The organism is Methylobacillus sp. MM3, assembly GCF_001645185.1.
Classification (GTDB): Bacteria; Pseudomonadota; Gammaproteobacteria; order Burkholderiales; family Methylophilaceae; genus MM2.
Map to the genome: position 1 here is coordinate 134924 of NZ_LXTQ01000040.1, position 14484 is coordinate 149407.

General features: G+C 60.1%; 14 protein-coding genes. 13 read left to right on the top strand and 1 reads right to left on the bottom strand.

Annotation, left to right across the window (positions count from 1 at the left end; genetic code table 11):
- The first annotated feature begins 132 nt into the window (after positions 1–132).
- The 13 genes from A7976_RS11025 (at position 133) to A7976_RS11085 (ending at position 12016) form a co-directional block, all read left to right on the top strand.
- Positions 133–1263, top strand: coding sequence for a GGDEF domain-containing protein (locus A7976_RS11025; RefSeq protein WP_067111533.1), 1131 nt, complete (start codon positions 133–135; stop codon positions 1261–1263).
- Between the two features lie 199 nt (positions 1264–1462).
- Entirely contained in the window at positions 1463–1639 is a 177-nt protein-coding gene (locus tag A7976_RS11030) for a Flp family type IVb pilin (protein ID WP_067111536.1), read from the top strand.
- 21 nt (positions 1640–1660) lie between these two features.
- The gene (locus A7976_RS11035) at positions 1661–2110 is read left to right on the top strand and encodes a prepilin peptidase (protein ID WP_067111539.1); all 450 of its coding nucleotides are present in this window, start codon (positions 1661–1663) and stop codon (positions 2108–2110) included.
- Between the two features lie 3 nt (positions 2111–2113).
- Positions 2114–2587, top strand: a complete 474-nt coding sequence (locus tag A7976_RS11040) for a TadE/TadG family type IV pilus assembly protein (protein WP_067111542.1) — start codon at positions 2114–2116, stop codon at positions 2585–2587.
- Between the two features lie 50 nt (positions 2588–2637).
- Complete coding sequence (cpaB, locus tag A7976_RS11045) at positions 2638–3588, top strand: Flp pilus assembly protein CpaB (RefSeq protein ID WP_067111545.1); 951 nt, start codon at positions 2638–2640, stop codon at positions 3586–3588.
- A gap of 112 nt (positions 3589–3700) precedes the next feature.
- On the top strand, positions 3701–5011 hold the full coding sequence (locus tag A7976_RS11050) for a type II and III secretion system protein family protein (RefSeq protein ID WP_088178424.1): 1311 nt from the start codon (positions 3701–3703) through the stop codon (positions 5009–5011).
- A 9-nt stretch (positions 5012–5020) separates the two neighbouring features.
- A complete protein-coding gene (locus tag A7976_RS11055) occupies positions 5021–6244 on the top strand; it encodes a hypothetical protein (protein ID WP_067111551.1) in 1224 nt (407 codons plus the stop codon).
- A 10-nt stretch (positions 6245–6254) separates the two neighbouring features.
- Positions 6255–7523, top strand: a complete 1269-nt coding sequence (locus A7976_RS11060; RefSeq protein ID WP_067111554.1) for a CpaF family protein — start codon at positions 6255–6257, stop codon at positions 7521–7523.
- On the top strand, positions 7514–8440 hold the full coding sequence (locus tag A7976_RS11065) for a type II secretion system F family protein (RefSeq protein ID WP_240483861.1): 927 nt from the start codon (positions 7514–7516) through the stop codon (positions 8438–8440). Before A7976_RS11060 ends, A7976_RS11065 begins: the two co-directional genes overlap by 10 nt.
- Positions 8437–9351 (top strand): type II secretion system F family protein, encoded by a 915-nt coding sequence (locus A7976_RS11070; protein ID WP_067111557.1) that lies wholly within the window; start codon positions 8437–8439, stop codon positions 9349–9351. The genes A7976_RS11065 and A7976_RS11070 overlap by 4 nt, the downstream gene beginning before the upstream one ends.
- Before the next feature lie 2 nt (positions 9352–9353).
- Positions 9354–10199, top strand: coding sequence for a tetratricopeptide repeat protein (locus tag A7976_RS11075; RefSeq protein WP_067111560.1), 846 nt, complete (start codon positions 9354–9356; stop codon positions 10197–10199).
- On the top strand, positions 10135–10404 hold the full coding sequence (locus A7976_RS11080) for a DUF3613 domain-containing protein (RefSeq protein ID WP_067111563.1): 270 nt from the start codon (positions 10135–10137) through the stop codon (positions 10402–10404). Before A7976_RS11075 ends, A7976_RS11080 begins: the two co-directional genes overlap by 65 nt.
- Positions 10379–12016, top strand: a complete 1638-nt coding sequence (locus tag A7976_RS11085; RefSeq protein WP_067111566.1) for a TadG family pilus assembly protein — start codon at positions 10379–10381, stop codon at positions 12014–12016. Before A7976_RS11080 ends, A7976_RS11085 begins: the two co-directional genes overlap by 26 nt.
- 108 nt (positions 12017–12124) lie before the next feature.
- Here the strand turns inward: A7976_RS11085 and A7976_RS11090 are convergent, their stop codons facing one another.
- Positions 12125–14269, bottom strand: coding sequence for an adenosylcobalamin-dependent ribonucleoside-diphosphate reductase (locus tag A7976_RS11090; RefSeq protein WP_067111569.1), 2145 nt, complete (start codon positions 14267–14269; stop codon positions 12125–12127).
- Positions 14270–14484: the final 215 nt, after the last annotated feature.

Genomic DNA, 14484 nt, shown 5'->3' on the forward strand with positions numbered 1-14484 from the left:
CGCCATTTGGCGTTCCGAAAGCCTGTTTTATGCGGAATGACTATCTGTCGCTTATTCGATTCAATTTTGCAGCCAACAGAGGCTAGGTCTTGCTCGTGGCTGCTTTTTTTGGGGCCAGAAGAAGGTTAAAAAATGCCGCTCGCTTCGAATCAACCTGCTGCAAAATCGTTCAAGTTCGACCCTCACGCGCTCGCGAATGAGGAATTGCTGTATGTCTATCGCGGCCGAACGAATGCGCTGCTCGTGACCGTGCTGAGCGGGGCGGTAATGGCCGGCATGCTGGCGTGGGGGCTCAAGACCTTCGCGGCGCTGGCGTGGTTTCCCTGGATGTTGCTGGCGTACGGCTGGCATTGGGCCATCGGCCGAACAGACAAGGCCACAGGCGGCATCGCCACGCCGCTTTCCGAAATCCGGCTGCATATTGCCGCGGCGGGGCTGGCCGGAGCAGGCTGGGGCAGTGCTGCCATTGCGCTGCCATGGCTGAATGCTTCCTCGCAGGCGGCAGTAATGGTATTGCTGGTGATTGCGGTGATTACATCGCTGCCGCGACTGGTCGTTTTTCTGCCGGTGTTTTATGCCTATACCGCCGGCGTACTGTTGCCGCTAGTGGCGGTGCTGCCTTTCCTGACAGCCGATACGCGGGTGCTGGGCGGTATCGTGCTGCTCGTCACCGGGCTCACGCTGGCACTTTCAGCGCGCGAAATCCGCGAACTGCTGGTGCAGATACTGCTCAAGCAGATCACGTTCGAGCAGGTGTCGTGGGAAGACCGCCTCACCGGGCTCGGTAACCGCCGCCATTTCGACGACAAGCTCGATGGCGGCTGGCGCCAGGCGGCGCGGCAGGGCGTGCCGCTATCGCTCATCATCCTCGATGTGGACATGTTCAAGAAGTTCAACGACAAATACGGCCATCCGGCGGGCGACGAGTGCCTGCGCCAGGTGGCCGCCGCGCTGGCTGGCTGCGTGAAGCGGGCAGGCGATTCGGTGGCGCGCTATGGCGGCGAGGAGTTCGGCGTGGTAATGGTGCATATGCCGATGGCGGATGCCAGGAGCATGGGCGAGCGTATGCGCCTAGCCGTAATGAATATCGGGTTGGAGCACGAGCCGTCGTCCTTCGGCGTAGTGACGATTTCGATAGGCGGCGCGACGATTATTCCTTCCATGAATTCTACGCCGCAGGAGTTGGTCAAGCAGGCGGATGAGGCGCTTTACCGGGCCAAGGAAAGCGGCCGGAATCGTGTCGAGTGGAACATGATCACCTGAAGGCCAAAGCGCCGAATAGACTACAACTAACCCATATGGGTTAGCTCTTGTGCAAATTAAAGAATTCATGTTGTTGAACGTTATTGGATTGGGTATATTGAATTCGCATTCAGTGCTGAATGCCGCAGGAAATAACAACTTCAAGAACCTGTGAGCGTAATTTGAAGCCTTGATTTCAAGACTTTTTAGAGAGGGTGGCATGGAAAATTTCTCAAAGACACGTTTCATTCAATTTATTCGCGATGAAGAAGGGGCAAGCGCCATCGAGTATGCGCTGATTGCGGCAATGGTCGCTATTGCCCTGGTAACCTTCGTGGATCCAATCAATGCTGCCGTCAAGGTAATATTCACCAGCATCCAGACTGCACTGACTTAAACCGTCGCCTCGCGGTAGCACATGTGGGCGGCGGAATGGCTGGTCGTGGCTTGGAGTCTGGCGGTGCTGGCGTCGGATCTCGCGGTTCGCCGCATACCCAATCTGTACAGCATGGCGGCAGCCGTGCTCGCCTTGGCTTATCTCATCTACACCGGCGAGTCGGTGCTGGGCGCGCGTTGGCCATCGGTACTGATGGGTGTCGTGCTCGCACTTGCCTTGACGCTGCCGGGCTACTTTGCTCGTTGGCTCGCCGCTGGCGATGTCAAACTCTTCGTTGCGATAGCGTTGCTGGGCGGCTGGGAGGTTACCCTCATCAGCTTTGCCGTTGCCGGATTTCTGGGGGCGATGGTTGCACTCACGATGCTGGCGGTAACGCGATATGCGGGAAACACGATAAGCACCCGTCGATGGGTGCCGTTCGGCGCCGCCCTTGCCGTAGGGTTTCTGCTCGCCATCTGGGCCAGGACGTAAACGATGACACGGGCTGTTGCGCAACGGCGTAAGCAGAAGGGTGCGGCGGCGATTGAGTTCGCGTTGCTTTTCATTCTGTTTTTCGCGGTGTTCTATGCGCTGGTGAGTTATGCGATTGCAATGCTGCTGCAGGAATCCTTTCAGCATGCCGCCGAAGAGGGCGCCCGCTCTGCGATTGCGGTGGATAACCTGGCATTTGCCAGTAACTCGGCATATCGCTCCGGTGTAGAGCCGCGGGTGCGCACCACGGTAGGTAATAGTCTTACCTGGTTGCCGACCGGAGTGAAAAGCCAAGTGCTGGGTGCTTCGAATGGAAATGTGCAATTGGGATGGAGCGGCACTAACACGTTGACGGTAACGGTGATTTATACCGGATACACAAGTAATCCCTTGATACCTATCCTGACGTTGCCAGCGATAGGCCAGGTGCCGAAACTGCCCGCCAATCTCGCCGGGCGCGCGGTAATCGAGTTGTGACAATAAATGCCTGCCGGAGCAGGCTCTAATAACCATAAGGTGGATCGTTCATGAACAGTACATTGTTGCGATTCCTGGCTGTCGTTCTGGCATTGGGCGCCATCGCCACCGCCGCTATCGGTTATCGACTCAGCACGAAACAGACTCCCGTTGCCGTGCAGCCTCCACCCCCCAGTTATCCGCAAGTCGTTGCCGCCCGCGACATACCCGTCGGTCATCTGATCACCATCCAGGATGTTCGGCTGGATTCCCTCCCCCAACGCGACGTGAACGGCTATGAAACGGTCGGCAAGGTGGTCGGTAAATTGACCCTGGAGCCGATAGCCACCGGTACGCCTGTTCTTGCCAACCATTTTCCCCGGTTAGGCGAAGTGGCGCAGGCGCTGCGGCCGGGCGAGCGCGGCGTGGCGATCAAGGTCACGGAAGTGATCGGTGTCGGTGGCTTCGTTAGCCCGGGCGATCATGTCGACGTGTTGTATTACCAACGTGCCGTCAAGGAAACCGGTGAGATCTCCTCGTCGCAGGTGGTCTTGCGCAATGTACGCGTACTGGCCTTCGGCGATGAAACCGGCGAAACGGATGCGCAGCCTTCGGCCTTCAAGAAAATCACTTCCTCCGAAAACAAAACGGCCGACAAGGCGGAACCCAGAAAGCAGGAAGTGGAAAAAGGAAAATCCAGCCGCTCGGCCATACTTGCTGTTCCTGAGAAAGATGCAGCGCGTCTGATGCTGGCCGACAGCAGCGGACTGGTACGGCTTGCATTGCGCGGTGCCGAGCCGCCACAGATGGTTTCCGGGGAAGAAGATGCCTCGCACTACCTGCGCCTCGCCGAACTGGCAACAGGCAATGCTGCGCGTCCGGTTGCGGTAGCGGCCCAGCCGAAAACTGCCGCAAGAAAAACCAGGACCACGGCCGCAAAAGCCAAGAAGCCACAAGAAAACTCGTCGCGCGTGATCGTGCATCGAGGGGATCAGGTAGACGTTGTCACCGTCAAAAATTGATGGTTCGTAATCGGACCAAACGGCCGGGGGGAGTATGACGTTCGTAAAGCAGGGGTTATTCAGGGTCAAATGCGGGGAGTGGACGTCACCGGCCTGGGCGTTTGGCATTGCGATGCTGCTGGTCATAATGCCAGCAACCTCGGGGGCTGCCGAAGCGCTCGTGTTGGAAACAGGGGGACAGGAAGTCTATACCCATCCCCAACCGATCAAGCGTGTGGCCGTGAGTGACCCCGCGGTGGTCGGCATCAATGTGCTGACCACGCGCAATCTGCTGCTCACCGGCAAGAAGACAGGGACTGCCGAGGTGTCGGTGTGGGAAGGTGAGCAGGATACGCGCCCGGCCCGTGTGGTCAAAGTAACGGTCAATAGCGCAACGGATGCCGAACGGCAGAAGCTGGAGGTCTCCGGTGCTGCGCCACTGAAAGTCGAAGCTGCCGGTACCGATATGGTGCTGACCGGCACAGCAGGCTCACTCGAAAAGCACGCACTTGCGCAGCAGGCGCTGGATGCCGAGGCCAAAGGGCCGCTCGATGCCAGCGTGGCTGCGTTCGACAGCCAAGTGCAAATCGACATCAAGATCGTCGAGGTTAGCCGGCAGAGCCTGATGCGGGCCGGGTTTTTCATCGGCAAGAACCAAGGCAACACTACGCTTGCCATCGGAGCACCGGGTACGCTGAGCGGCATCAGCAACGACGGCAGCGGATTCACCCTCGAAAGCAATTCCGGCTTTTTGCCTCTCCTGAATGCATTCAACCTGATTTTCGGTAACTCTGGCTCGGGCCTGCTGGGTTCCTTGAGCGTGCTGGAGGCCAACGGTTTTGCCTACACCTTGGCCGAACCTAGCCTGACCGCGATTTCCGGGCAGAGCGCGACCTTTCTCGCCGGCGGTGAATTCCCCATTCCCGTTCGCAGTGGTTCCGGCGGCGACAGTACGGTCACCGTGACTTACAAGGAATACGGGGTGCGGCTGATGTTGTCGCCCACTGTGCTCGACGGCAATCGCATCTTCCTCAAGGTATCGCCCGAAGTCAGCGAACTCGACTTTGCCAACGCAGTGCAAAGCGGCGGCGTATCGGTGCCCGGGCTGCGCGTGCGCCGCACCGATACCAGTGTGTCGCTGGGCAACGGCGAGAGCTTCGTGATCAGCGGCCTCGTCAGCCGCAACACGCTCAGCAATGTCGATAAATTCCCTTGGCTGGGCGATTTGCCGGTCATCGGCGCATTCTTCCGCTCGACCCGTTTCGACCGCGAGGACAAGGAGCTGCTGATGGTCGTCACGCCCCATCTGGTGCGGCCGATTGCGCGCAACGCAACGCTGCCGGAACTGCCGGGCAGCGACGTGCGCGACTACAAGCCCAGCTATAGCGAAATGTTCTTCCAGACCAATCCTGCGCCCGGTACCGGGACGGGCATGTCGCGATAAGAGGCCGTCATGAGCGAACGCAACAGTTACATAGCCCTCACCCAGTCCTCCGATTGCCAGCAATGGCTGACGCATGCGCTGGCCGAAGCCGGCGAGCTGATTCCGGCGGATCAGCCGTCCATCGAACGGATACTGCAGCTTTCGGATGCCATCGGCGCCTCGGCGATTTTTGTGCAGCTGACGCCGTCCAATTATCGGCAGGAAACGCTGCTGATCGAAGGCCTGATGGCCGCCAAACCTTTTCTGCCGGTGCTGGTGGTTTCCGAAACGGTGGATCAGGATTTGCTGTTGGCGGCGATGCGGGTCGGCGCGCGCGATTTCATCAAGATAGGGACGCGCGCCAACGATGTAGTGGCGACAGTGAAGCGGCTTGCGCCCAAGGATGCCAGCGCGTATGCCGCCCAGGCGGAAACCGGCGGACGCATCACGACCATCGTCAGCGCTCGCCCAGGTAGCGATGCACCGATGTTTGCCTTGCATCTGGCGCTGGCGATCCAGGAGTCGGAGCCGACGCTGCTGCTCGATCTCGGCGCGCCGCACGGCGATGCGATGCTGTATCTCGGCCTCACGGCTTCCTATAGTTTCATCGATGCGGTGCGCAGTTTGCGGCGTATCGATGCGACGTTGATACAAACCGGCTTCGGCCAGCACAAGAGCGGCCTTACCGTCCTGTCGATGCCGGAAGAGCCGTGGACCGGCGCGCAATTCACCTCCGCCGACGTGTACGTGCTGCTGCGTACGCTGCGGCGCTATTTTTCGCATATCGTCATCAATCTGGGCGGTGTCGCGCGTTCGGATTTTCTGATGCTGCTGCTGACCAATGCCGACCGCCAGATCATGCTGATCGAACAAAGCGTGCCGAGCTGCCGCCAGAACCTGCAATTGCTGAAACACATGCGCGAGGAAAAGATCAATCTGGAAAACGCCGGGCTGGTGGTGGATCGCTACCTCTCGCGCATGCCGCCCGACGCCGAAAGCATCGCGCAATCCTTCGGCCTGCCACTGCTGGGTACGCTGGCGCCTTCGGGCATGGCGCGGCTGGCGACGATGAATTCCGGCGAAAGCATGTTCACGCTCTCGCCCAACGACCCGTATGTGATCAGCGTGCGCAAGCTGGCGCAGCAGGTCATGGGCGCGTCATCGGGCCATGCCCACGGGCAGCAGCCGGGCCTGATGAGGCGCCTGATGTCCGCCGTGTCGCCGGGCAAGGCAACAGGCAAGGCTACGGCCTAGGGAGAACACCATGGACCTGCGCCTCTATGGATACGATTTCGGCCTGAAGCAGGCCGAAGACTATCAGGAGCTCAAATTCCTGCTGCACCGTTTCCTGATCGGCGAGATCGAGCGCGACCGCATCGCGCTGTTCGAAGTGCCGCGGCAGGAAGTCGCGGATTATGTGCGCGGCAAGGTGACACAGTACATCGCCGAGAAGCACCTGCCGGTGAGCGGCTACGATCTCGAAAACCTGAGCGAAGACATGGTCGACGAGCTGGCGGGTTACGGGCCGCTGGAAACGCTGATCAAGGATGAGCGTGTCAACGATATCCTGGTCAACGGCGCGAAACAGATTTTTGTGGAGCGCGAAGGCCGTCTTGAAGCCACATCGCTGCGTTTTATCGACGACGAACACGTGCTGCGCGTGATCCGCCGCATCCTCGCGCACCTCGGGCGTCGCATCGACGAATCCAGCCCGATGGTCGATGCCCGCTTGCCGGACGGCAGCCGGGTCAATGCGATCATTCCGCCGCTGGCACTGAATGGGCCGTGCCTGTCGATCCGCAAATTCCGCAAGGATCCATTGCTGGCGCAGGATTTGATCCAGCTCGGCACTTTCGACCGGGGCATGCTGGAATTCCTGACGGCGGCGGTCGAAAAGCGCTGCAACATCATCGTCAGCGGCGGCACCGGCGCCGGCAAGACCACGCTGCTCAATGTGCTGAGCCGTTCCATCCCGCCGACCGAGCGCATCGTCACGATTGAAGACGCCGCCGAACTGCAGCTCGACCACGAGCACGTCGTGCGCCTCGAAACGCGTCCGCCCAATATCGACGGCGCGGGCGAAGTGACGGCGCGCGACCTCGTGCGCAACTCGCTGCGCATGCGGCCGGACCGCATCATCCTGGGCGAAGTGCGTGGCAAGGAAGTAATGGACGTACTGCAGGCGATGAACACCGGCCACGACGGTTGCATGAGTACCGTGCATGCCAACAATCCCTCTGACGCCATGCTGCGACTGGAAATGCTGGCCGGGCTGGCGGGCTTCCAGGGTTCCGAAGGCACGCTCAGGCAAATGATCGCGGCGGCGGTCGAGCTGGTAATCCAGATCAGCCGCATGCCCAACGGCCAGCGCCGCGTGGTGTCGGTGACCGAAGTCACCGGCGTGCGCGACAATCAGTTCGTACTCAATGAACTCTACTCATTCGATCTCGACGCCGGCCGTTTCGTCTCCGTCAACGTGACGCCCTGCAACCCCAAATTGCGCGAGCTGATGGCAAATTCAAAATGGCTTTGAGCGGAATGGTCGGCTGGCTGTTGATTGGCGGCGCGCTATTGATGCTGGGGCTGGCCGCGTGGGTTTACGGGTCGGGCAAGAATGCCAGGTTTCGCGAGCAGGTCACGGTTCATTTCAACCAGGTACTGCCGCGCGGCAGTACCATTTCCGGCATTCCGCCGGGCAAGCAGGAGACAACCTGGCATCGGCTGCGCGTGCGCGGTTCGATTTATGCCGGCTTCGAGCTGGAAGACTGGCATTTCGTCGTGATTCCGTTGGTATTCCTGTTGTTCGGCCTGGTGGGCTGGGTGTGGCTGCGCTGGGCCGGCGCGATCCTGCTGTTTGGCAGCGCGGTGCTGCTCATCGGCTTTCTGTTGCCGTATCTCCGGTTGCGCCGCCGTCAGGCACAGATCACCGCGCAGGTGCCGATGTTCATCGATCAGGTGCTGCGCAGCCTGGGCAGCGGCCGCAGCGTGGAAGGCGCCATCCGTCTGGCGACCGGGGAATCCAAACCGCCTCTGCGCAATATACTCGATCGTGTAGTACGCGCCACCGACCTTGGCGCCGATATGCCGGAAACCCTGAGCGATGCCGCAAAGCTGCATGGCCTGCGCGAACTTAGTCTGATCGCGCTGGCCATGCGCATCAGCAACAGCTACGGCAGCAGCCCCAAGGAAATGCTGCAAAGCGTGGTGCAGATGATCCGCCAGCGCGAACTGGCCCAGCGTGAACTGGCCGCGATGACCGGCGAGACGCGTATCTCGGCCTGGGTGCTGTCGCTGACGCCCATTTCGCTGGCCGGATACATGGTCGTCATGAACCCCAGCTATCTCGACCTGATGCTGCAAAGCCCTTCCGGCAAAACCTTGCTGATGACCGCACTCGGGTTCCAGATCGCGGGCGTCCTCATTCTCTGGCGGATGTTGAAGAGCGTATGAACCTCTGGCTCTGGGTTGCCGTACTGTTGATGGTAAGCACCGCCGCGCTGCTGTTCGCCACCACCCGGCGCGACCGTCCGCCGCCCGGGGTGCACCGCCGTTTCGCGGAAGCCCTGCGCGGCGATGGCGCCAATATTTCGCATTTCTTCCGCTTTGAAAAGCCGGACGCCAACACACGGCTGATGCATTTGCTGGAGCGTTTTTCCAGCAGCGAAATCGAGGAAATGCAGCGCTTGCTGGTGCAGGCGGGCTGGGGCAATCCACAAACGCGATTTTATTTTCTCGCCGCCGGATGGCTGCTGCCTTTCGTGCTGGCTGGCGCCACCGGGCTTTACTCGCTGGCCGAAGGCGCGTCCCTGGGTAATATCCTGCTGCATGTCATTTTCATGTTCGCCTTCGCTTTCATCCTCATGCGTCGCTTGTTGCGCTGGCGTGCCTCGCAACGGCGGCAGGTGATCCGCAAGGAAGTCACCGCCTTTTTGCATCTGCTGCGCATGTTGTTCGATGCGGGCTTGTCGTTCGAGCACACCTTGCAGGTGATCGAACAGCAGGGCAGCAGCCTGATTCCTCATCTTTCCAAGGAACTGGGCGTGGTGCTGAAACGCATCCAGGCCGGGCAGGAGCGCGGCGAAGCGCTGGCCGAAATGGCTGAGCCGCTGGAAATTCCCGAGTTGAACGACACCATCGGCATGCTGAAACAAGTCACGCGCTATGGCGGCAACATTCGCGATTCGCTGATCGAATACACCAAGCTGGTCGAAGAACGCCAGATTTCCGAACTGCGCGAATACGTCAGCAAGCTCTCGGCGAAGATGACGGTGGTGATGGTGTTGTTTCTGTTCCCTGCGCTGATGATATTCTTGGCGGGGCCCGGCTTTGTCGGGCTGGCTCGCGCGCTGAAAGGAATGTGATGATGAAACGTTATTTATGCCTTGCAATCACGCTGGCTTGCAGTCTCGGCCAATCCTGGGCAGCGACGCCGGCTGCCGATGCCGCGGATGGCAAGAACTTGTGGGGCAACGAAAAGAACAGTTGCAAGGAATTGCCGCCCGCATCCTCGACGCGACTCGGACTCATCCGCCAGATGTTGACTGCCGGCAAGCCGCACGCGGCGATTGCCTATCTCGATGCGGCGCGCCTCGATGTGCCGCAGGCCGAATTGCTGCGCGCGGACGGCTTGCGTCAGACCGGCCGCGAGGAAGAAGCCGACCGCATTTATCGCAAATTGCTGAAGAGTTGCGTGAGCGGCTACGCGTATCAGGGCCTGGGCCTCAGCGCCAGCAATGCGGGCAAGTGGCGCGATGCGGCCGGCCATCTCAAAGCCGCCGGTGCCGCGCTGCCGGTGGATGCTTCGGTGCGTAACGATTACGGCTACGCACTGATGCTGACGGGCGACCATCAAGCCGCGTTGCACGAATTCCTGACCGCCATCGAGCTGGCGCCCAACCAGCGCCGGGCGGCGCACAACCTCCTGCTGCTGCTGTCGCGCACCGGCGAGGACGACAAGGCCGCGGCCTTCGCGGAAAAAGTCGGTATTTCCGCCGAGGAACTGGCGGATATCCGGCAGATGGCGGCCAGGCAATTGTCGGCGACGCCGCAAGCGGATAGCCCGGCCACCGGGATGATAGGCCCTGTGCCGGATAGCGATGCAGCGCAGGATGAAACGAACAATCGCAATGAAACGGGAGCGAACGATGAAATGGAAAACAGGCTGGCTGGCGGTGTCGTTGCTGCTGATCGCCACGACGGCGCACGCTGAGGAAGCGGCCAAAAACGAGCCGCCGCAAGCCGAGCCGGCGACGCGTATCTGGCTGGAATTGCAACGCTCGGGCGATGCCGCATCCATGCAGCCGCAGCCCTTGTCCGGCCCGGCGATGGAGCGGGTGCACAAACGCTACCTGAAAGGTTTCGAACATCCGCAGCCCTTGTATTACAAGCATGACGAAAGCATCTCCAGCAAATAGCCGTCAGCGCCAGCGCGGCGCCATCGGCCTGCTGGGCGTCGTCACCTTGATGCTGGCAGTGCTGTTTGCCGCGCTGGTGGTGGACAGCGGGCGGCTATGGATGCAGAAGCGGCATTTGCAAACCGTTGCGGATATCGCCTCGATCCAGGCGGCGCGGCAACTCGGCTGCGGGGTCGTGCTCGCCAATGTCGTGCAGGCGGCGCAGAGTGCCGCCGTCGCCAACGGCTACACCGGCAATCTGGCGAACAGCCCGAATATTGTCGATATCGTGAACGTCACCACGGTCGGCGGTATCCGGCAGTTCAGCACCGGCGGCAGCGAAGCCGTGCGCGTCTACGCCACCCGCGAAGTGCCGTCCAGCCTCGTCGCCGGCGGTCTCTTCGACGGCACGGTGGTGTTGCATGCCCAGGCCGTTTCCCGCGCCGACCCGGTCATCGCCGCATTCAGCGCGGGCAGTTTCGCGGCCAGTATCGACACCAAGGACTCGGTGCTGCTGGACGGCATTTTCAGCGATATCCTCGGCAGCTCGGTCGATCTCGATCTGGTGTCATATCAAGGCATCGCCGCGACCAACATTACCCTGAACGAACTGCTGGAGGCCAGCGGGCAGGTGGGCGGGCTGGAGAGCCTGCTGTCGACTTCAATGACGCTGAGCGAGCTCGCCAGCCTGATGGCCGATGCCGTGAACAATTCCGGCACTGCAAGCGCGGATGCCAAATTGGGTATGCAGCAACTTGCTACCGCAACGGTCGACAATACCAGCATTACCCTGGGCGACGTGCTCAATGTGACGACTCCCGACGAAGAGGCGGCAGGCAAGGTGGGCGTCAATGCGCTTTCGCTGATTACCACCTCCGCGTTGATCGCCAACGGCAGTCACGCGCTGTCGGTGCCGCTCAGCATCAGCGTGCCGGGCATTACCAGCATTACCGGGCAGATCAACGTTATCGAGCCGCCGCAATTGGCCATAGGCCCGGCCGGAAGCGGCGGGGCGATATGTACGACGCTACGCACGGCACAGGTGGAGGCTGCGGTGGATGTCAATGTTTCGATCCTCGGCCTGGCGGAAATCGACTTGTCGCTGAACGCCGAAGTAGCGCAGGGCACCGCCGGGCTGGGTTCTGTGGTGAACTCCGGCGGACAGACGGACGTCACGATCAATGCCACCCCAGGTATCGCGAGCCTGAGCCTGCAAAATACCGCAGGCACCGGACCGGCCGCGATTACCACGCTGGGCGGATTGCATGTGGCGGATTTGACGCTGGATTTACCCATGCAGCCAGCGGCTGCTCAGGCGTTGGTGTTCAATGTGGATCATCCCATTGCAGATAATCTGCCGCAAACCAGGACGGTATCCAGCCCGGTGGGCGACAGCCTTGCAAATGCGCTGGGTCAATCCGGAGTAATTGAGGTTGATCCTCTGGGGCTGGGCGGTATCCTGAATGCCGTGCTGATCAATACCGTGGTTTCGACCGTGGTTGCGCCAGTATTAGTACAGATAGGCGAAGTATTTCTCGATCCGCTGCTGGAAATGCTCGGTATCCAGGTGGGCGGCATGGATGTGACACTGGAAGGCATACAGATACGGCAAACTGAGCCGCTGATCATCTAGTATCCAGCATCCGCTCAGGCTATGACAGCCTCATGCAGCGCGATAATGAAGCTGGAGCAATAAAAAAGCCGGGAATCACTTCCCGGCTTTTTTGCGCCTATCGGCTGATCAGAACTTGCCGTAGTAGCCTTCTTTCAATGCATCGTACAGGTTGGCGGCGGTGTGGATTTCGCCGTCGTACTCGATTTCCTCGTTGCCCTTGGCTTCAACCACTGTGCCGTCTTCCAGCGTGAACTTGTAGGTGGTATTTTCGAGATCCTTCTCGGTCACCAGTACGCCCTGGAACGCTTCCGGATTGAAGCGGAAGGTGGTGCAGCCCTTGAGGCCTTTCTCGTAGGCATAGAAGTAGATGTCCTTGAAGTCCTCGTACGGATAGTCGGTCGGTACGTTGATGGTCTTGGAGATCGAACTGTCGATCCACTTCTGCGCGGCGGCCTGGATATCGACGTGCGCCTTGGCGGGGATGGACGAGGAATCGACGAAATATTCCGGCAGCTTTTCGTCAGCCTTGTCGGAGAACGGCATCGCATGCGGGTTTACCAGTTCGCGGTAGGCCAGCAGTTCATACGACCAGACGTCGACCTTTTCCTTGGACTTCTTGCCTTCGCGGATCACGTTGCGGCTGTAGTGGTGGGCGAAGGAAGGCTCGATGCCGTTGGATGCATTGTTGCCCAGCGACAGGGAAATCGTGCCGGTCGGAGCGATGGAGCTGTGATGCGTGAAGCGCACACCCTTGTCGACGATCTGATTACGCAGCGATTCCGGGAACTGCTGCATGTAGCGGCTGTACTTGCCCAGCAGCACGCGGCCCTTGATCTTCTGGCCGAGCTTGATGCCGTCCTTGGCCATTTCCGGGCGCTTTGCCAGCATATCGGCGGTGACTTCGAAGTCTTCATCCATGATGGGTGCCGGGCCTTTTTCTTCGGCCAGCGTGACGCCTACTTCCCAGCCCACTTCCGCCATGGTGCGGGTGACTTCTTCGGTGAATTTCAGCGAATCCTCGGAGCCGTAAGGCATCTTCAGCATGGTCAGCGTGGAGCCGAGGCCGAGATAGCCCATGCCGTGGCGGCGCTTGCGGATGATTTCGGCTTGCTGCTGCGGCAGCGGCAGGCCGTTCACTTCGACCACGTTGTCCAGCATGCGGGTGAAGGTGGCGACCACTTCGCGGTACTCGTCCCAGTCGAAGTGCGCGTTGTCGGTAAAAGGATCGCGCACAAACTTGGTCAGGTTGACCGAGCCCAGCAGGCAGGCGCCGTATGGCGGCAGCGGCTGTTCGCCACAGGGGTTGGTGGCGCGGATGTTTTCGCAGAACCAGTTGTTGTTCATCTCGTTGACCTTGTCGATCAGGATGAAGCCCGGCTCGGCGAAGTCATAGGTAGAAGACATGATCACGTCCCACAGGCGCTGCGCCTTGATCGTCTTGTACACGCGGCAGGCGACCTTGCCATCGCTTTTGCGGGTCAGGTACTTGTTCTTCACCGGCCATTCGCGCCAAACCACTTGCGTGACATCGTCCAGTTTGAGGCCGTCGGCCTTGGCTTCCTTCTCGGTGACGGGGAAAGCCAGCTTCCATTCGGCGTCGGCCTTCACCGCTTCCATGAATTCGGCAGTGATCAGTGTGGAAAGATTGAACTGGCGCAAACGGCCCGCTTCGCGCTTGGCCTTGATGAAGTCGGCCACGTCGGGGTGCGAGATGTCGAACGTTGCCATCTGCGCACCGCGGCGCCCGCCAGCGGAGGAGACGGTGAAGCACATCTTGTCGTAGATATCCATGAAGGACAGCGGGCCGGAGGTATAGGCGCCCGCGCCTGCGACGAATGCGCCCTTGGGACGCAGCGTGGAGAATTCGTAACCGATGCCGCAACCGGCCTTCAGCGTCAGGCCGGCTTCATGGACTTTTTCCAGGATGCCGTCCATCGAGTCCTCGATGATGCCGGACACGGTGCAGTTGATGGTGCTGGTGGCAGGCTTGTGCTCCTGCGCACCGGCATTGGAGGTGATGCGGCCGGCGGGAATTGCGCCGCGGCGCAGCGCCCACAGGAACTTGTCGAACCACAACGCTTTCTTCTCTTCGGTAGACTCGGCATCGGACAGCGCGCGCGCCACACGGCGGTAGGTGTCGTCCATGGTTTCATCCAGGATTTCGCCCTGTTTGGTCTTGAGACGATATTTCTTGTCCCAGATGTCCAGCGATACCGGTTGCATGGGAACCTCGCGTTCGGCTTCCTGAGCCGTTTTCACTACCTTGAGCATGGTTGGAATACCTCCTGATTATTTTTGTGCCTATAACCTTTGAAAAGTTGCAGAGGAAAATGACCGAAGGAACCGCCGAAGGCGTTGTTATGCGCCGGCCCCGGGTTCCCAGGATTTTTCCATAAGCAACTTCTAACACTACATATTGTGTTTCGGATTGAAGTTTCCCCCCTTTGCTAGTGTCCGTCAAGAAGCCTCAACAAAATTTTTTGGTT